This is a genomic window from uncultured Dubosiella sp. (assembly GCF_964018005.1).
Lineage (GTDB): Bacteria > Bacillota_I > Bacilli_A > Erysipelotrichales > Erysipelotrichaceae > Dubosiella > Dubosiella muris.
In genome coordinates, this window is sequence record NZ_CAXHOA010000007.1 from 21,923 (window position 1) to 37,724 (window position 15,802).

The following is a 15,802-nucleotide window of genomic DNA, read 5'->3' on the forward strand; positions in this document are numbered from 1 at the left end:
GAGAGGAAACTTTGTTGGATCGAAACGGGTTTTCTCTTTTTGGTTGGCGAATGGTTTGGCATAAGGGGGAAAGCTTGCTATGGTGGAAGAAAGAAAAAGAAATCGAGGTGAAAGCCATGTTGACGATGGATGTGGAGAAGTTTCAAACCGAGTGCCTAAAACAAGTCAAACAGACGATCGCGCAAGACCAGGCGGTTAAAATTGCCTGTCCGGAAGGAAACGCGGTGCTGCTGAGCGAGGAAATGTACCGGGGACTGCTGGCGAGTGTGGAAATCACGCAGGAATCGGGCTTGAAAGACAAGATTTTGGCCGCGTTGGAAGACGCTGAATTTTTGGAAGAATCGGAAGTGGAGTGGTAGGCGTGTACACGATTTTCTACGCGAAAGAGGCGGCGAAAGACGCGAAAAAACTGAAAGCGGCGTTTTTGGATCAAAAGGCGAAGGCGCTCATTGATATCCTTCGCGCCAATCCATACCAGCGGCCGCCGGCGTATGAAAAGCTGCAAGGGGATTTGGCGGGTTTGTATTCGCGCCGCATCAACCGCAAGCATCGACTCGTCTACGCTGTGGAGGAAAAAAGCCGTCAAATCAAGATTTTGTCGCTTTGGTCGCACTACGAGCGCGTTCCGGAAGAAGAGAGAAAGGAAGCGGAAACCGCTTGATCGGGTTGGAAAGAAAAAAGCCGGTCGAAGCCGGCTGCCATTTCACAATTCTTCATTCCACGTCCAGGGATTCATGTCGTCGGGCTGGAGCCGTATCGGAAGCTCGGAAACCTTTTGGTACGTTTGAGTTTGGTCGTTTGGATAGCGAAGCGTGATCGTGTCTTTATGAATGGTGGCCTGGATGTTTTTCAGCGGGCCGGTTTTAAACGTGATCGTGTGGCCGACAAGCACATAGCGGCCCTCGGTCGCGCGAAGGGACTTATACTCGTAAAAGATGTACGTGTCCTTTTCGAAAGTGAGAAAGTCCGAATTAGCTTCGGAAGGCTGGAAGGAGCCAATCAAATCAGGCGGATGGGATTTTGACATGCTGAGTCCAAACGCGATCACACCGATCGCCAAGAAAAAAAGCAGCGCGGGTACGCCATGATGGATCATACGTTTCAGCATTTTACTCTCTTCCTTTCTCAATACCTTTTTATTATACTTCCATTTTTATTGAAAATATATAGGAATAATTTTTTTGTTTTTAAAACAGGTTAAAAAAGACGAAAGACGCTTTTTTGTCGCTTATCCAAATAAAAATAGAACAAGCCCCAATCCATAAGAAAGGGACTTTCAGACGGTTTGACATGATGTTTTCCTACCAAATATACGCCGGTTCCACGTTTTGAACGAGACTTTTCCACAACAAATCGGGGGAAACGGTAAATATGGCTTCAGGATGCGTTTCATACGGATAGGGGTCGAACAGCGTGAACGACTCGATTTCGTTCGTATCGGGACTGGTTTGGCATCCAATCACCAAAATCATGTGATTGGCAGAGGACAATTCAGAAAAAACACCTTGGCGGTCGATGGCGCAAAACACAGGATCGTTCGTTTTCAAGTCGTTTTGGATCCGCTCGAAAAAGAGCGCTTTGGCGTTTGGATCGGATTCGTGAATGGCGACCGTTTGCACCCGATAGCCAGGCTCGCCGGTTCCGGGCTGTTCGACACCAAAGGCGTAGCGGTTGACGACGCGCGCCAAATCGACATACTCGGTGCCGGTGACCGGATCGGTACGCATCTCGCTGGCCAGCTCGCTTTGAGAAAGAGAAACGCCATGGAGCGCCAAAACGCTTTGTACGCAGGCCGGGACGCAATAATAGCTATTTTCCTGCATGAATGGCTGGATGGAGATCGTGGAAGTCGCCGGAGCTAAAGACTCGGGTTCAAAAACCGGCTCGGATGGCTCTTCGGATTCAACCGGTTCATTCATCGCGGAAGGGGCGGGTGTTGGCACTTTTGGAGCGGGCGCGCTGGAGCATCCAGCCAGAAGTATCGTGAAACCAAGCCATAAAAGTTTTTTCTTCATAAGATTCTCCTTTTTCATCATTATAAGCCGAACCTGGGAAAAGGGGAATCGTCTTTTGAAAACGGATCAAAGTGGGCGAAAGCTCATTTTTTTTAAGGAAAAGAGCGATGGGGTTGTATAATGAATAGGAACGAAAAAGACAGGAGGAACCTATGCAAATATCGAGCCGATTCACCATCGCCGTCCACATGCTGATTGCTATGGACGTGTTTCAAAACGACAGGAAAGTGACGAGTGATTTTTTATCCCAAAGCATCCACGTCAACCCGGTCGTCATCCGGCGCCTGCTGTCTAAAATGAAAAAGGCGGGCCTGATCGATGTCCAGCGCGGCAGCGGCGGGGCCACGATCGCCAAACCGCTGGATTCCATCACGCTGTACGACGTGTACGAAACCGTCGAATCCGTCGATGAAAACGGCCTGTTCCACTTCCACGAGGATCCGTCCCGGCAATGCCCGGTCGGACGCAACATTCATTTTGTGCTCGACCCCAAGCTGGACGCGGCGCAGACGGCGCTGGAAACCGAATTGAAAAAGACGACGCTGCAAGACGTCGTCGCCGACACGAAACAATGGATCGCCAAAGAGAGCTCACAATCGTGAGTTTTTCTTTTTTTGTTAATGTAACTATTGAAATTACATCTTAGAAGGCGTATATTATCGATGTAATAAGAATATACACATTAAAGGAGGGTTCCCATGACAAAGATTCAAAAAGCGCTCGCGCTCATCGCGACATTCCAAACCGGAGACGCCAAACAGGCATACGATTTGCTCGCGTCTTCGTATATTCAGCACAATCCGTCTTACGCTACCGGGCGTTCGGCTTTTGTGGACAGCGTCAAAGCGCTTGCCAAGGCCCCCGCGCCAACCACGGTGGAAAACATCCGCGCCTTCGAGGATGGGGACAACGTGTTTTTGCATACGGTGTATGACTTTGCCGGCGCCGGCAAGCAAGTCGCCTTTGACGTGTTCCGCTTTGACGAAAACGGAAAGATCGCCGAACACTGGGACGTGATGGCTTCCATTCCATCGCGGTCCGCCAATGCAAACGGAAAATTTTAAACAAAGGAGGCAAGTTCATGAATCAGGAACAACGACTCGACCGGCTGATCGCGATGCGGCTGGCCGAATGCGACGAATCCATCGCGATCCCGGCGTCCCTGCCGGAAAAGAAACGGCTGTTTCGCGCGCTCATGAACGTGCGCCCGCCCTATCCGGTAACGGACGAATTTTTAGCGCTCCAGGACGCCTATCTTCAATACGAGAAGGAAGAGGGCGGCGTCGTGTCCATCGCCGATCTGACACCAGTCGAACCGGGATTGTATGTATGGCGCGGAGACATCACCCGGCTGGCGGTGGACGCGATCGTCAACGCGGCCAACAGCGCGCTGCTCGGCTGCTTCGTTCCGTGCCATGGCTGCATCGACAACGCCATCCATTCGAAGGCGGGCGTACAGCTGCGGCTGACGTGTCAGGCCATCATGGAAAAGCAAGGGCGTCCGGAACCGGCCGGGCAGGCGAAACTCACACCCGGATTCAACTTGCCCGCCCGCTATGTCCTGCACACCGTCGGACCCATCGTGCGCGGAGCGCTGAGCCCTCTTGATCGCGAACAGCTTGCCTCGTGCTATCGCCAATGCCTTGCGCTGGCCGAACGGCAAGGTTTAGGCTCGGTCGCGTTTTGCTCCATCTCGACGGGCGAGTTTCATTTTCCGCCTGACGAGGCGGCCGACATCGCGATCCAGACGGTCAAAGCGTATCAAAGGGAAACGGGAACGAAACTGGAGGTGATTTTCGATGCGTTTACTGCGGAAGACGAAGCGCGCTACCGCCAAAAACTTGGCGCGACTCAAAGCGTGGCTCGATGAGGCGGACACGATCGTGATCGGCGCCGGGTCGGGCCTTTCGACGGCGGCCGGCTTCACGTACGCGGGCACCCGCTTTGAGCAGACGTTTTTTGATTTTATGGCGCGCTACGGGTTGACCGACATGTATTCGGGTGGTTTTTATCCGTTCGCCAGCCCGAACGAGTTTTGGGCGTACTGGTCGCGCTACGTCTACATCAACCGGTATATGGACGCGCCCAAGCCCGTATACGAGGCGTTGTACGAGCTCGTCAAGGACAAAGACTACTTCGTGCTGACGACCAACGTCGACCACTGCTTTCAGAAGGCCGGGTTCGACAGGAACCGTCTGTTTTACACGCAAGGCGACTACGGCTTGTTTCAATGCTCGACACCTTGCCACGACAAGACGTACGATAACGAGAAAACGATGTGGGCGATGGTGCAAGCCCAGGGCTTTGCGATCGACGAGGAAGGCGGTCTTTTTTCAAACGGTCCGGTGTCGATGTCCGTGCCCGACGTTCTCGTTCCGCATTGTCCGGTGTGTGGAAAACCGATGGCGATGAACCTTCGATCCGATTCGACGTTTGTCGAAGACGATGGCTGGCGCGCGGCCGCGAAACGCTATCGACGGTTTTTGGACGCGCACGAGGGGGAAAGGGTGTTGTTTTTGGAGCTCGGGGTCGGCTTCAACACACCGGGCATCATCAAGTACCCGTTTTGGAACCGGGTGCTGGAAAACCCGAACGCCAGGCTGGCGACAATCGACGCTGCTGAGATCCTCGTTCCCGCCTCCATCGAATCGAGAACGCTCGCTTTGCGCGCGGATTTGAACGAAGTCCTTGAATCGTTGTATACTGGAAGCGAATCGAGGAGGGGAATGGATGAGGAAAAAACTGTACATGCTGCGGCACGGACAGACGCGCTTCAATGAGCGGCACCGTATCCAGGGGTGGTGCGACGCGCCGCTAACGGAACAGGGAAAAAGGCAGGCGAAGATCGCGAAACGATACTTCGCGAAAAACGGCATCGCGTTCGACCGGGTCGTCTGCTCGACGAGCGAGCGCTGCTCGGACACGCTCGAACTGGTGACGGATTTGCCGTATACGCGCCACCACGCGCTCAAGGAAATGGATTTTGGCGAATTTGAGGGCCAGCCTGAATGCCTGATGCCGCCGGTCGAGTTGTTTCCAGCGTACTTTGCCCGCTATGGCGGGGAAACGCTGGAGCAGGTGGAAGCGCGCGTCGTGGCCAAAATCAAAGAGGTGATGGAAGAGGAGCACACGTCGGTGCTTTGCGTCACGCATGGCGGGGTCATGCGGATCTTTTACGCGTGGCTGATGGGCGCAAAAATGCGCGACGAGCAGGACTGCGACAACTGCGCGGTGTTCGAATACGACTACGACACGGATACGAAGGCGTTTTCGTTTGTGCAAGCCGTCAACCATGACTTTTCTGGACTGGAGGAAGAAGCATGAGAAAACAAAAATGCGCGTTGTCCCAGGAACAAACGCGGGACATTTTGGCGAAGGGATCGTATGGCGTGCTCGCGTTGAGCGGAAACGACAAGCCGTACGCCGTGCCGATGAATTATGTGCTGGTGGAAGACGCGCTGTATTTGCATGGCGCCATGGAAGGGCTGCGTTACGAGTATATCCTTTTCAACAACGAGGCGTGCTTTTGCGTGGTCGACCACGCGCGCAACCGGCCGGACTTGTTTAGCACCGACTACGCGAGCATCCTTGTCAACGGGCCGATTGAAATCGTGAAAGACGAGCGCGAGAGGAAAAAAGGATTGCTTGCGCTGATTGAACGATTCGCTCCGCAGCGGCTTGAGGAAGGACAGGCGTACGTGGAGCGCGCCTGGAAAGACACGGCGGTGTTCAAACTGACAATCCGGCAATGGAGCGGCAAGGCAAGATGCCGGCCATAAGAAATGAAACGAGTGGAAGGAATCGAATCCTTCCGCTTTTTTGTGAAACAGAAAAATCATCTTTTGTTTGCGTTTTAGGGGGAAATTGTTATAATCGGGATGAAATATTTCAACCCCGTCTTTCGACGGGTCATCCCAAAACGATCTTTCCATGGAAATCCTAAATAGAAAGGAATTTCTTATTCATGTCCAACAAAGACATCACCCAAAAGGCGCTTCTTCGCGTCCCCGATGTGTTCGCCTCTCTTGTGAACCTGCTTTTGTTTCACAACGCGCCCATCATTTCTTCGAATCAGATCCGCTATCTTGACATCCCCAGCCATTTTGTATTCGACGACTCCCTTCATGACTTGTACCGCGACGTTTGCGCCATGATTCTCGACAAACAAGGAAACCCGCTTTTTATCGTCTGCTTTGAAAACCAGATTTGGCGCGACTGGACGATGCCTATACGCGCCTTAGGCTATGGCGACACCCTCTACTTTTGGCAGCGAAGCCAGATCCTTCACAAATCGAAAGCTCCATTCGAGATCCCTCTTTCCCGTTTTATTCCGTGTGTCATATTTGTTCTGCATTATGGCGACGATGCCTGGAACGCCAAATCCCTGGATGATTTGACCCGGCTTGAGAAGACGCCCTTCTTGAAACCCTTCGTTTCCGGTTATACAATGAATTTAGAAAACATCGCGTGGTGGAGCGAGGAGAAAATCGCGTCGATTCGAAGTGATTTTCGGATCATCGCGGACTATTGCGCGCAAATCCGGCGCAGCCGGAAGAAGGATCCGGACCATCCGATGTACGAACCTCCAAAACAATGGAAAATCGAGCATGTGGAGGAGACGCTGATGACGCTGGCGGCTTTTTCCAATGACAGGAAGCTGACCGAGGCGCTGTATGTGTATTTGGAACAATTTGATTTATACGAGCGAAAGAAAGGAGGGATCACGATGCGGAGTGTGATCGACTATATTGAAGAAAAAGCTTATTTGAAATTTGAGAAAAAGGAAAAAGAGTGGAACAAAGAACGAAACTCTATGATTTCCCAATTTGTGATCTCGGCCCAACGGCTTATGGCCAAACAAGGGCTTACCGCCGAACAAGCGTGCGACCTGCTCGGATACGACGGGGAATTACGCGCGATTGTGCTTCCATATCTTGTGAGTTGATCATCCAACTATAAAATGAAGCGTTCAAAGTTTGCTTCTTCCAAAAAACGGGTATGCATTTTGTGAAAGTGGAAGGGATTCGACTCTTCCACTTTCATGCGTTTGAAATAGAAAATCAGTCTTTTTAGAAAGATGCTTCTACTCCCCCCCTTTTTTTTAGCGTGTAACGAGGAGGAAGGTTTTCGTCGCTTCGGAATCGACAAGCGGGATCATCCGCTCGTTTGACGCCAGTGTATACGGGGTGAAGTTGGAAACGAAGCTGGGCAGGCTGGAGTGGCGACGCACGACATTGAGCGCCTGCAAGTCCGTCTGCATCAAAAAGGTGGAGTCGGGCATTTTTTCACGTACCAAAGATTCCCAGCTTCCAATTTGCGTGTTCAGCAGCATCGTTTCCCCGTTCAATGTTTCAAAGTCGATTGTTTGCCGGTTCCAGAAACGATGGCCTTGTTTTACGAGGATGAACAACGTTTCGGTTTCGAACACTTTGCATGAAAAGCGTTTGGTTCGCGGCCAGGCGTCCAAAATGATTTGATCGAAACTACCTTCCTCGAGTCCGCGAAGCAAGGTGTTGCCGTCCGCCATCTTTGCTTCCACGGCGCGGCGCGGATTGGCTTGCCGGATTTGGTTACGCAAGTGTTCCAGCGGCATGGGAGCCAGGGATCCGATTCGAATCGGCGTGTCGGCCAGCTCGTTTTGAAACTGTTCGCATTGTTTGAGCACATCCCGCGCGAACGCGGCCGTCTTTTTTCCGGCTTCGTTGAGGATGATTTGGTTTTTCGTGCGCGAAAACAACGGGACGCCCAGCGCGCGCTCCAGCGCCTGCATCGACCGGGTCAAAGTAGGCTGGGAGACGGCCAGGCTGCGGGCGGCGCGCGACAGCGTTTGATCGCGTTCGACAGCAAGCAACTGCTCCAGTTGTTCCAATGTAAACATGGAAGACCCCTCCTTCTTTTCGCTATTCATGGCGCGCATAGTGGCTTTGTTTATATGCATTGTACAAAATTTTCGGCTTTCTGCACAATAAAAGCAGGAAAAGAGGGATGAAAAATGGAAAAAAGAAAGCTGGGACAAATCGAGGTTTCCGCTATCGGAATGGGATGCATGGGACTGTCGCATGGCTATGGCGTCATTCCGGAACACGAATACAGCGTGGAGGCGATTCGAAAAGCGTTTGCCAATGGCTGTACCTTTTTTGACACCGCCGAAGTGTATGGCCATCAGCAGCGGTATCCGGGGCACAACGAGGAGCTAGTCGGCGAGGCGCTCGAGCCGGTGCGCGGGCAAGTCGTCATCGCCACCAAGATCACGATTACGAACGAGGAACTTGAACAGGAAGGGGACGTGGAAGCGATAATCCGCCGGCATTTGGCCGCTTCCCTGAAACGACTGCGCACCCGTTATGTGGACTTGTATTACTGGCATCGCGTCAACCGCCATGTGCCGGTTGAAAAAGTAGCCGCGGTGATGAAGAAGCTTATCGACGAAGGTTTGATTCGTGGCTGGGGATTGTCGCAAGTCGAGGTGGATACGATTGAGCGTGCCCATCGCGTTTGTCCGCTGAGCGCCGTGCAAAACCTGTACAACATGCTGGAGCGCGATTGCGAAAAAAGAGTCATTCCGTATTGTCTGGCGCACGGGATCGGGCTCGTGCCGTTTTCACCGGTCGCCAGCGGGTATCTTTCAGGAAAGGTACAATCGGAATCGCAGTTCGAAACGGTGGACGACGTGCGCAGCTGGGTTCCGCAAATGCGTCAGGAAAATCTGGACGGTAACCGGCCGGTGCTCGCGCTGATCGAGGCGCTTGCCGCGAAAAAGGACGCGACGCCGGCGCAAATTTCAATGGCGTGGATGCTGAAAAAAGCCCCTCACATCGTGCCAATCCCGGGATCGAAAAATCAGGAACGAATTTTGGAAAATCTGGGCGCGGCCGATGTGGCGTTGACGGACGAGGAGTTCGAGACGCTCGATGCCGCGTTAGACACCCTCGATGTGCATGGGCATCGAGGAATCGTCGAGTTCATGGAATAAGAGAAAAGGAACGATCGAAGGAGAAGGATCGTTCCTTTTTTGGTTAACGGGCGAAGTGGATCTTTCCACCCACCGAGGAAATTTTCAGCATATGGTCGGGATGGCTGCCGGGCTGTTTCAGCTTGGTGCCCGGCACGCCGGAATAAACGAACCCCGTGTCGGAAACGATTTTCGCGCACACGGTTTCGGCCTTGATCGTGGCGTCCGTTTCCATATCGAGAGAGAGCTTGCCGTTGACCGTGTCGATTTTTCCTTCCGTCACCGCGCAGGCTTTGAGAGCGAGATCACCATTGACGGTGTCGATTTTGACGCGTCCAAGATTGGCGTTGGCGAAACGGATGTCGCCGTTGACGGCGGAGGCGCGGGTCGTGCCAAACGACGATTCGCCAATCGTGAAGTCGCCGTTGACGGTTTCAAACGCGGCCCGGTTTGCCAGCATGTGGTGAAGGTGGGCGTTGGCGTTGACGGTGTGGACTTCCAGCGTTTCGAGCACGCACTTGTCGGGCAGCACGATCTCCAGGGCGATATTTGGATATTTGCGGTTGAACAAGCCGAGTTTTGCTTGCGGTTTGGCCGAAACGACAAGTTTTGTTTCTTCAAACCGGATGTTGATGGCGTTTTCCCCTTCGGTGCAGACGATGCCTGGATTCTCTGAGCACGAAAGCTTGAGCGATCCGTTTGGAATCGAGACGAGCACGTTTTTCAGCGTTTCAAAGCCGGTGCTAGCCGCGGCTTTGTCTGGATTTGGAATCGGAGGCGTTTTGGTTTCTTTCGGTTCTTCGCCTTCGAAGTAGGCGGCCACTTCCTCGATCGGGCCAAGCGAGGCGAGATAGTCTTCCTCGGACAGGCCGGAGTCTTCGGCGGCTTCCTGTAAATAGGCGATCATGTCCTCGACCTCTTCTGCGCTGTGGCGAAGAAGCAGACGGGATTTGAGTTGTTCGTAATAGTCGTTACGCATGGGTTTCTCCTTTTGGCTGAATGATTTTGTCGATGCCGTCGACGTAGAGCTGCCAGTCCTGGCGCATGGCGGCCAGCTCGTTTCGGCCGGCTTCGGTCAGGGCGTAGTATTTGCGGCGGCGGTTGCGAATGATTTTTTCATAGCTGTCGATTTGGTTTTCGTTTTGAAGCTTTTTTAAAATCGGATACAGCACAGGTTCTTTAATGGCTTGAATGGTTTTGATCGTCTGGCAAATTTCATAGCCGTACGAGTCCTCGTTTTCCAGCGAGGCGAGGATCAAAAACTCAAGCAAAGGCGCGGGAAGCGGAAAGCGCATATCCAGTCGCCTCCTTTCTTTGATGATCCTAGTATAACGCATGATATATAGAAAATCTATATATAAACGAAAAATATATAGAAATTTTTAAAAATGTCAAAAAGATTCGTTTTACGGCAGGAGAAGACTATAATGAAAAGAAGGAGGAACAGACGTATGTTAAAAATAGGAATGCTCACAAGTGGCGGCGACTGTCAGGCGCTCAACGCCACGATGCGCGCCATCTACAAGTCTGTGCGCCACGCGGCCGACGAGCCGGTGGAATTTTATGGATTCGAGGATGGATACAAAGGATTGATGTATGGAAAATACCGCGTCTTGCAGCAGTCGGATTTTAATGGGATCCTGACGATTGGCGGGACGATTTTAGGAACGAGCCGCGTGCCGTTCAAAAAAATTCACAAACCGGATGAAAACGGCATTGACAAAGTCAAGGCGATGAAGCACACGTACAAGCAGCTCGATTTGGATTGCCTTGTCGTGCTGGGCGGCAACGGCTCGATCAAGACGGCCAACTTGTTGTCGGAAGAAGGACTCAACGTGGTGGCGATGCCGAAAACAATCGACAACGACTTGTGGGGAACGGACATGACGTTCGGATTCCAGTCGGCGGTCGATATCGCGACGCGCGCCATTGACGAGATCCACACGACGGCCAGCAGCCACGGCCGCGTGTTTATCGTGGAGATCATGGGTCACAAAACCGGCTGGCTGCCGTTGAACGCGGGCATCGCGGGCGGCGCGGATATCATTTTGCTGCCGGAAATCCCGTACGATTTGGATAAGATCATCGACGTCATCGAAAACAAAAAAACGACGAACTTAAATGGCGGCCGGTTTATGATTTTGGCGGTCGCGGAAGGCGCGATCTCGAAAGAGGACGCCAAGCTGACGAAAAAAGAATACAAGGAAAAACTGAAAAACTCCCCGTATCCTTCGGTTTCCTACGAGCTGGCGGCTCAAATCGAAGAGCGAACCGGTCGGGAAGTGCGGGTCACAGTGCCTGGCCATACGCAGCGTGGCGGCGCGCCGGACGCTTACGACCGGGTGTTTGCCAGCCGTGTTGGCGCGGCGGGCGGCCGGATGATCGTCAAAGGCGAATACGGCTACATGGTCGCCTATAAAAACCGGGAAATGGTGAAAGTGCCATTGAAGGAAGCGGCCGGAAAGCTAAAGCTCGTGGATCCAAACTCCAGCATCATTGGCGAGGCGAAATTAATTGGCATTAGCTTTGGTGACTAGCGAAAAGCTCGAGAAATCGGGCTTTTTTATTTTCTGGTTCAGAAATATGTTAAAATCATTGAAAAGACAAGGGGTTGGAATGATGGAAACACAAAACATAGAATGGAAAGAAAAATGGCACGATAAATATTTGGAGTGGATTTGCGGCTTCGCGAATGCGGAGGGCGGCAGGCTGGTGATTGGCCGCGACGATGCGGGAAACGTGGTTGGCGTACGCGACGTGAAAAAGCTGCTGGAGGACATTCCAAACAAAGTACGGGATGCGATGGGGATCCTCGTTGATGTCAATGTGTATGAAGAAAACGGATTGGAATATATTGAAATCGTCGTTCCGCCTTATCCGGTCGGGATTTCGTGCAAAGGCATCTACTACATTCGAAGCGGAAGCACGAAGCAGGTGTTGACTGGCCCAGCTCTGGAAGCATTTCTTTTGCGAAAGCGAGGCATCACTTGGGACAACATGGCGTTTCCGGTGTTCACGATGGACGATGTCGACGACGAGGCGATTGCCTGTTTCAAGGAACTCGCTTCCAAAAGCGGCCGGATCGAGCCAAAACTTTTGGATGAGCCGAAAGCGGTTTTGCTGGAAAAGCTCCATTTGACTCATGGCAGCTATTTGACAAACGCTGCGATGCTTTTGTTCGCCAAAAAGCCCGAACAATGGATGGCGGGTGCGTATGTGAAAATCGGCTATTTCGAAACGGACGCGGACTTGCTGTATCAGGACGAGGTGCACGGCCCGCTGATCACGATTGTCGACCGGATCATGGAGCTCGTCTATCTCAAGTACATGCGGGCGAAAATCACGTATGAAGGCATACAGCGCATCGAACGGTATTTTGTACCGAAAGAAGCGCTGCGAGAAGCGTTGTTAAACGCGATTGTCCATAAACAATATCAGTCATGCATCCCGATTCAGGTCAGCGTGTACGAGGACCGGGTGTATATCGCCAACGTAGGTTGTCTTCCGGAACATTGGACAATGGATGATTTGTTGGGAAAACACGCTTCCAGGCCATATAACCCGAAACTTGCGAATGTATTTCATATTGCCGGATTTATTGAAAGCTGGGGACGCGGCGTGGAAAAAATCCAGTTGGCATGCGCTCAAAACGAAGCGCCGGCCCCTAAATATTTTGTGAAGCCGCAGGATATTATGATTGAATTTACCGCATCGGAGGAGCAAGTGGTGCGGAAGCCAATCAATCGAATGGAATTGCCAAAGTCTCTAAGTAAAACACAACAAGCTATACTGGATTTATTAATAGAAGATCCGGGATATACAAGAGAAGTGTTAAGGGAAAAATTGAATATGACGGATAGGACGATTGCACGACACGTAAAACAACTGCGAGAAAAAGGAATCATCCATCGTGTGGGCAGTAAGAAAAATGGATATTGGGAAATTCATATGGATAAAATTTAGAAACGGCCCGGATCATGATAAGGTGAACGAAAATGTCACAATAAATGTCACAATAAATGTCACAATAAATGTCTTTTTAATTTGGGAAAGGAATCAGAATGAATAATCCATTTGTATTGAATCAGCTATTGCATCTAATGAACGAAAATTATCAAAAAGACGCGAATTATATGATTGCGAAAACGATGCTCAATCACTTTGATGAGCTTCCGGCGATGACAATTCAGGACGTGGCAGATATATGCTTTGTATCCTGTGCCTCTATCTCCCGTTTTGTACGTCTTTTAGGGTATTCGGGATTTACAGAGTTTAAAAGGTCTTGCGAAAAATCGCTTGGCATTGAAACCGATTATTCTTTGGAAGTGAAACGGGCGAAAAAAGAGGACTTGCTACCGATTTATTCCCGTTTTACCGAGCAATCCATTCAAAATATCCAAAACGCGTTCGAGACGGTGGACGTTGAGCAGATGGACCGGATTTGCACGTGGATGAAAGAGGCGGACCGGATCGCGGTGTTCGGCCTTGAGTTTGCAAGCGTCATTGGCTTGCACATTCAATCGCGCATGGCACGAATGGGGAAAATCGTCGAAACGAGCCTCGATTTGCAGGAGCAGATGGAAGTGGCCCTCTATCTTGGCAATCAGTCTGTCGCGCTACTTGTGACGATGGAAGGTGGCTTTTTATGCCTTGAATTGTCAAATTAAGTGCAACGTTTCCGAATAATACACTTCATATGGTGTTTTGTAGCCTAAACATTTTCTAGGCCGTTTGTTCAGTTCATCTACTTTTTCTTGGATGTACTCTTCTGGTATATCGGTGAGATCTTTTCCTTTCGGAAAGTATTCTCTCAAAAGACCATTTGTATTTTCGTTTGTTCCTCTATCCCATGGATGTCGTGGAAGCGGAAAATAAAATTGGACTTGATTCAGTTCTTCCGTTATATCCGGATGCGCAGTAAACTCTTTTCCTCGATCCGGGGTAATCGTGCAGAGTGGCTCCTCTTTTAGAAGTTGAATGGTCGCTTCTTTTACCAGGTCGCTTTTCTTCTTGGCTATCTTCATGCATTTTAGAAATCTGCTCTTTCTATCAACATATGTCACAAGACAGGCTTTTCCGGTCGCTCCAGCTACTGTATCTCCCTCCCAATCGCCAAGTCGTGAGCGATTATTGGCTTCTTCAGGACGATCTTTTAATTCATTGCTGATCTGGATCTTTCCTCGTTTTTCGATATAGTCCTTCGTATGCCTTGATTTTCCTCTATGTCTTAGCTTTCGAATAGCTCCTCGATTGCCATGAGAGAGATTCTTTTCATCAAACAAGCCGGCATAGATCGCTCTATAGATCGTATTATGACTGATTGACCAATCCGCTTTTTCGTACTCTAATCTTCAGCGATTTCTTCAGGGGACCATTGATGATCCAAGAAGCAGTTACGTACCCATTCATAGCGAACAGGGTCATTCAATATTTTCTTTCTTCCACAATGTGTTCGTCTTTTCGAATACTCTGATTGGGCCATCGAAGGACTGTATTTGCCTTGGGAAGCATTTCTTTTCAATTCTCTGGAAATCGTTGATTTATTTCGGTGGAGTATTTTCGCAATCTTACAGATCGAGAAACCTAAGAATGAATATTTTAGTATCTCTTCTCGCTCTTCTATAGTAAGATGAGTGTAGTGGTTCATAGATATGCCCTCCTGATTCATTTGGTTTGGTCACCATTAGTGTATCATGGGTGCTTCTATGTTCCACTTTTTTTAGTGTTGCACTTAAAGTGTAAATTCAAGGCCGAAAAAAAGATGCCCGAAGGCATCGGCTCCAAGCATAAAAAAAAGGACTTAGCAACGTCCTATTTTCGCAGGCGCGAAGCCAACTATCGTCGGCGCAGAAGAGCTTGACTTCTGTGTTCGGTACGAGAACAGGTATTTCCTCTTCGCTATCATCACTAAATCCTCTATTAATTTACACGAAGAGAAGACAAAACGCAAGCTTTTTTTGAAGAAATTTTTTTTCGCTTGAGAAACCGTTAAAGATGAAAAGAAAAGGCGACATAAAGAGAGGAAAAATGAAATGTACTATAATTATTAATACAATATAATCGTGAAACTAAACGTTGACATCTTGTTTCAAAAGAGAGTATTATAATTGTACTAAATTACAGAAGATTTTGAAAGTTATATATACTTATAAGAAAGGGTATCTATGACAAAAATGGGAAACAGGAAAGTAAAAGAAAGCAAGACGAGAGGACCAAAGCGATGAGGACGCGGAAACAGGGGGTCGAGGTTTCCATGCCGTCACTTGCGCTTTTAATCCAGGAGAGGGATCGGGTTCGCCACAATCAAAAATACAAAGCGACTTTACGCAGCACGATTGCCGTGCTCATCGTTGTCGCCGCTTTCGCGGTCCTGGCCGCGACAATGTGGATGCCGGTCCTTCAAATTTACGGCAACAGCATGACACCCACCCTTAACGAAGGGGAAATCGTTTTGTCGCTCAAGGGAAGCGGCTTCAAAACAGGAGATGTTATTGCGTTCTACTATAACAACAAAGTTTTAGTAAAAAGGGTTATCGCCGGCCCGGGCGACTGGGTGTACATCGAAGACGATGGCACCGTGTACGTCAACGGGGAGGAATTGCAGGAACCATATTTGCAGGAAAAAGCGCTCGGCGAAACGGACATCGAGTATCCATACCAGGTACCCGAAGACCGCTGGTTCGTCATGGGCGACCACCGCAGCGTTTCCATGGATTCAAGAAAGAAGTCGATTGGACCGATCGCCGAAGAGCAAATCATCGGCAAGCTGACGATGAAGCTTTGGCCGCTCACGTCCATCGGCGGCGTATAAACCACAAGAAAGGGGAAACCAGAC

19 protein-coding genes, 1 rRNA gene and 1 pseudogene are annotated in these 15,802 nt (G+C 50.3%); 14 read left to right on the forward strand and 7 right to left on the reverse strand.

Annotated elements, in window-relative coordinates; translation table 11 throughout:
- The first annotated feature begins 74 nt into the window (after window positions 1-74).
- Window positions 75-359 (forward strand): hypothetical protein, encoded by a 285-nt coding sequence (locus tag ABNS49_RS06300; protein WP_135979181.1) that lies wholly within the window; start codon window positions 75-77, stop codon window positions 357-359.
- Window positions 353-661: a Txe/YoeB family addiction module toxin gene (locus tag ABNS49_RS06305; protein ID WP_289113987.1), complete on the forward strand. Its 309-nt coding sequence runs from the start codon at window positions 353-355 to the stop codon at window positions 659-661. The genes ABNS49_RS06300 and ABNS49_RS06305 overlap by 7 nt, the downstream gene beginning before the upstream one ends.
- A gap of 42 nt (window positions 662-703) precedes the next feature.
- On the opposite strand, the gene ABNS49_RS06310 is transcribed toward ABNS49_RS06305, so the two are convergent.
- Window positions 704-1,108 carry a hypothetical protein gene (locus ABNS49_RS06310; RefSeq protein ID WP_135979179.1) on the reverse strand — a complete coding sequence of 135 codons (405 nt, stop codon included), beginning with the start codon at window positions 1,106-1,108 and terminating at the stop codon, window positions 704-706.
- Window positions 1,109-1,301: 193 nt separating this feature from the next.
- The gene (locus tag ABNS49_RS06315; protein ID WP_168353491.1) at window positions 1,302-2,015 is read right to left on the reverse strand and encodes a C39 family peptidase; all 714 of its coding nucleotides are present in this window, start codon (window positions 2,013-2,015) and stop codon (window positions 1,302-1,304) included.
- Between the two features lie 152 nt (window positions 2,016-2,167).
- On the opposite strand from ABNS49_RS06315, the gene ABNS49_RS06320 reads away from it, so the two are divergent.
- The 7 genes from ABNS49_RS06320 to ABNS49_RS06350 all read left to right on the forward strand — a co-directional run bounded on the left by ABNS49_RS06320 (window position 2,168) and on the right by ABNS49_RS06350 (window position 6,960).
- The gene (locus tag ABNS49_RS06320; protein ID WP_135979177.1) at window positions 2,168-2,617 is read left to right on the forward strand and encodes an Rrf2 family transcriptional regulator; all 450 of its coding nucleotides are present in this window, start codon (window positions 2,168-2,170) and stop codon (window positions 2,615-2,617) included.
- A 96-nt stretch (window positions 2,618-2,713) separates the two neighbouring features.
- Window positions 2,714-3,079: a nuclear transport factor 2 family protein gene (locus ABNS49_RS06325; protein WP_135979176.1), complete on the forward strand. Its 366-nt coding sequence runs from the start codon at window positions 2,714-2,716 to the stop codon at window positions 3,077-3,079.
- Between the two features lie 17 nt (window positions 3,080-3,096).
- Complete coding sequence (locus ABNS49_RS06330) at window positions 3,097-3,885, forward strand: protein-ADP-ribose hydrolase (RefSeq protein ID WP_135979175.1); 789 nt, start codon at window positions 3,097-3,099, stop codon at window positions 3,883-3,885.
- A complete protein-coding gene (locus tag ABNS49_RS06335; protein WP_277820717.1) occupies window positions 3,815-4,795 on the forward strand; it encodes a Sir2 silent information regulator family NAD-dependent deacetylase in 981 nt (326 codons plus the stop codon). Before ABNS49_RS06330 ends, ABNS49_RS06335 begins: the two co-directional genes overlap by 71 nt.
- Window positions 4,746-5,339 carry a histidine phosphatase family protein gene (locus ABNS49_RS06340; protein ID WP_135979174.1) on the forward strand — a complete coding sequence of 198 codons (594 nt, stop codon included), beginning with the start codon at window positions 4,746-4,748 and terminating at the stop codon, window positions 5,337-5,339. The genes ABNS49_RS06335 and ABNS49_RS06340 overlap by 50 nt, the downstream gene beginning before the upstream one ends.
- On the forward strand, window positions 5,336-5,794 hold the full coding sequence (locus ABNS49_RS06345) for a pyridoxamine 5'-phosphate oxidase family protein (protein ID WP_135979173.1): 459 nt from the start codon (window positions 5,336-5,338) through the stop codon (window positions 5,792-5,794). The genes ABNS49_RS06340 and ABNS49_RS06345 overlap by 4 nt, the downstream gene beginning before the upstream one ends.
- Before the next feature lie 185 nt (window positions 5,795-5,979).
- Entirely contained in the window at window positions 5,980-6,960 is a 981-nt protein-coding gene (locus ABNS49_RS06350) for a hypothetical protein (RefSeq protein ID WP_348688077.1), read from the forward strand.
- 156 nt (window positions 6,961-7,116) lie between these two features.
- On the opposite strand, the gene ABNS49_RS06355 is transcribed toward ABNS49_RS06350, so the two are convergent.
- On the reverse strand, window positions 7,117-7,893 hold the full coding sequence (locus ABNS49_RS06355; protein WP_288343407.1) for a LysR family transcriptional regulator: 777 nt from the start codon (window positions 7,891-7,893) through the stop codon (window positions 7,117-7,119).
- A 114-nt stretch (window positions 7,894-8,007) separates the two neighbouring features.
- Between ABNS49_RS06355 and ABNS49_RS06360 the strand changes: the two genes are divergently transcribed.
- Window positions 8,008-8,988: an aldo/keto reductase gene (locus ABNS49_RS06360; protein WP_135979170.1), complete on the forward strand. Its 981-nt coding sequence runs from the start codon at window positions 8,008-8,010 to the stop codon at window positions 8,986-8,988.
- A 43-nt stretch (window positions 8,989-9,031) separates the two neighbouring features.
- On the opposite strand, the gene ABNS49_RS06365 is transcribed toward ABNS49_RS06360, so the two are convergent.
- Window positions 9,032-9,946, reverse strand: a complete 915-nt coding sequence (locus tag ABNS49_RS06365; protein WP_305153187.1) for a DUF4097 family beta strand repeat-containing protein — start codon at window positions 9,944-9,946, stop codon at window positions 9,032-9,034.
- Window positions 9,939-10,262 carry a PadR family transcriptional regulator gene (locus ABNS49_RS06370; RefSeq protein ID WP_289184024.1) on the reverse strand — a complete coding sequence of 108 codons (324 nt, stop codon included), beginning with the start codon at window positions 10,260-10,262 and terminating at the stop codon, window positions 9,939-9,941. The genes ABNS49_RS06365 and ABNS49_RS06370 overlap by 8 nt, the downstream gene beginning before the upstream one ends.
- Window positions 10,263-10,418: 156 nt before the next feature.
- On the opposite strand from ABNS49_RS06370, the gene ABNS49_RS06375 reads away from it, so the two are divergent.
- The 3 genes from ABNS49_RS06375 to ABNS49_RS06385 all read left to right on the forward strand — a co-directional run bounded on the left by ABNS49_RS06375 (window position 10,419) and on the right by ABNS49_RS06385 (window position 13,634).
- Entirely contained in the window at window positions 10,419-11,504 is a 1,086-nt protein-coding gene (locus tag ABNS49_RS06375; RefSeq protein ID WP_289184025.1) for an ATP-dependent 6-phosphofructokinase, read from the forward strand.
- 79 nt (window positions 11,505-11,583) lie between these two features.
- Complete coding sequence (locus ABNS49_RS06380; RefSeq protein WP_135979167.1) at window positions 11,584-12,930, forward strand: ATP-binding protein; 1,347 nt, start codon at window positions 11,584-11,586, stop codon at window positions 12,928-12,930.
- 98 nt (window positions 12,931-13,028) lie between these two features.
- A complete protein-coding gene (locus tag ABNS49_RS06385; protein ID WP_135979166.1) occupies window positions 13,029-13,634 on the forward strand; it encodes a MurR/RpiR family transcriptional regulator in 606 nt (201 codons plus the stop codon).
- Here the strand turns inward: ABNS49_RS06385 and ABNS49_RS06390 are convergent.
- Both ABNS49_RS06390 and rrf read right to left on the reverse strand, forming a co-directional pair.
- Window positions 13,626-14,614, reverse strand: a pseudogene (locus tag ABNS49_RS06390) (IS30 family transposase). The gene ABNS49_RS06385 and the pseudogene ABNS49_RS06390 sit on opposite strands and share 9 nt — an antisense overlap.
- 151 nt (window positions 14,615-14,765) lie before the next feature.
- Window positions 14,766-14,879: ribosomal RNA gene (rrf, locus tag ABNS49_RS06395) — 5S ribosomal RNA — on the reverse strand.
- Window positions 14,880-15,187: 308 nt separating this feature from the next.
- On the opposite strand from rrf, the gene lepB reads away from it, so the two are divergent.
- Window positions 15,188-15,778: a signal peptidase I gene (gene lepB, locus ABNS49_RS06400; RefSeq protein ID WP_135979165.1), complete on the forward strand. Its 591-nt coding sequence runs from the start codon at window positions 15,188-15,190 to the stop codon at window positions 15,776-15,778.
- Window positions 15,779-15,802: the final 24 nt, after the last annotated feature.

What these genes read in the sequence shown, in the direction of transcription:
- ABNS49_RS06310 (WP_135979179.1), bottom strand. Translation starts at nt 1,108, where the DNA reads ATGCTGAAACGTATGATCCATCATGGCGTACCCGCGCTGCTTTTTTTC.
- ABNS49_RS06315 (WP_168353491.1), bottom strand. Translation starts at nt 2,015, where the DNA reads ATGAAGAAAAAACTTTTATGGCTTGGTTTCACGATACTTCTGGCTGGA.
- ABNS49_RS06320 (WP_135979177.1), top strand. Translation starts at nt 2,168, where the DNA reads ATGCAAATATCGAGCCGATTCACCATCGCCGTCCACATGCTGATTGCT.
- ABNS49_RS06325 (WP_135979176.1), top strand. Translation starts at nt 2,714, where the DNA reads ATGACAAAGATTCAAAAAGCGCTCGCGCTCATCGCGACATTCCAAACC.
- ABNS49_RS06330 (WP_135979175.1), top strand. Translation starts at nt 3,097, where the DNA reads ATGAATCAGGAACAACGACTCGACCGGCTGATCGCGATGCGGCTGGCC.
- ABNS49_RS06335 (WP_277820717.1), top strand. Translation starts at nt 3,815, where the DNA reads ATGCGTTTACTGCGGAAGACGAAGCGCGCTACCGCCAAAAACTTGGCG.
- ABNS49_RS06340 (WP_135979174.1), top strand. Translation starts at nt 4,746, where the DNA reads ATGAGGAAAAAACTGTACATGCTGCGGCACGGACAGACGCGCTTCAAT.
- ABNS49_RS06345 (WP_135979173.1), top strand. Translation starts at nt 5,336, where the DNA reads ATGAGAAAACAAAAATGCGCGTTGTCCCAGGAACAAACGCGGGACATT.
- ABNS49_RS06350 (WP_348688077.1), top strand. Translation starts at nt 5,980, where the DNA reads ATGTCCAACAAAGACATCACCCAAAAGGCGCTTCTTCGCGTCCCCGAT.
- ABNS49_RS06355 (WP_288343407.1), bottom strand. Translation starts at nt 7,893, where the DNA reads ATGTTTACATTGGAACAACTGGAGCAGTTGCTTGCTGTCGAACGCGAT.
- ABNS49_RS06360 (WP_135979170.1), top strand. Translation starts at nt 8,008, where the DNA reads ATGGAAAAAAGAAAGCTGGGACAAATCGAGGTTTCCGCTATCGGAATG.
- ABNS49_RS06365 (WP_305153187.1), bottom strand. Translation starts at nt 9,946, where the DNA reads ATGCGTAACGACTATTACGAACAACTCAAATCCCGTCTGCTTCTTCGC.
- ABNS49_RS06370 (WP_289184024.1), bottom strand. Translation starts at nt 10,262, where the DNA reads ATGCGCTTTCCGCTTCCCGCGCCTTTGCTTGAGTTTTTGATCCTCGCC.
- ABNS49_RS06375 (WP_289184025.1), top strand. Translation starts at nt 10,419, where the DNA reads ATGTTAAAAATAGGAATGCTCACAAGTGGCGGCGACTGTCAGGCGCTC.
- ABNS49_RS06380 (WP_135979167.1), top strand. Translation starts at nt 11,584, where the DNA reads ATGATGGAAACACAAAACATAGAATGGAAAGAAAAATGGCACGATAAA.
- ABNS49_RS06385 (WP_135979166.1), top strand. Translation starts at nt 13,029, where the DNA reads ATGAATAATCCATTTGTATTGAATCAGCTATTGCATCTAATGAACGAA.
- lepB (WP_135979165.1), top strand. Translation starts at nt 15,188, where the DNA reads ATGAGGACGCGGAAACAGGGGGTCGAGGTTTCCATGCCGTCACTTGCG.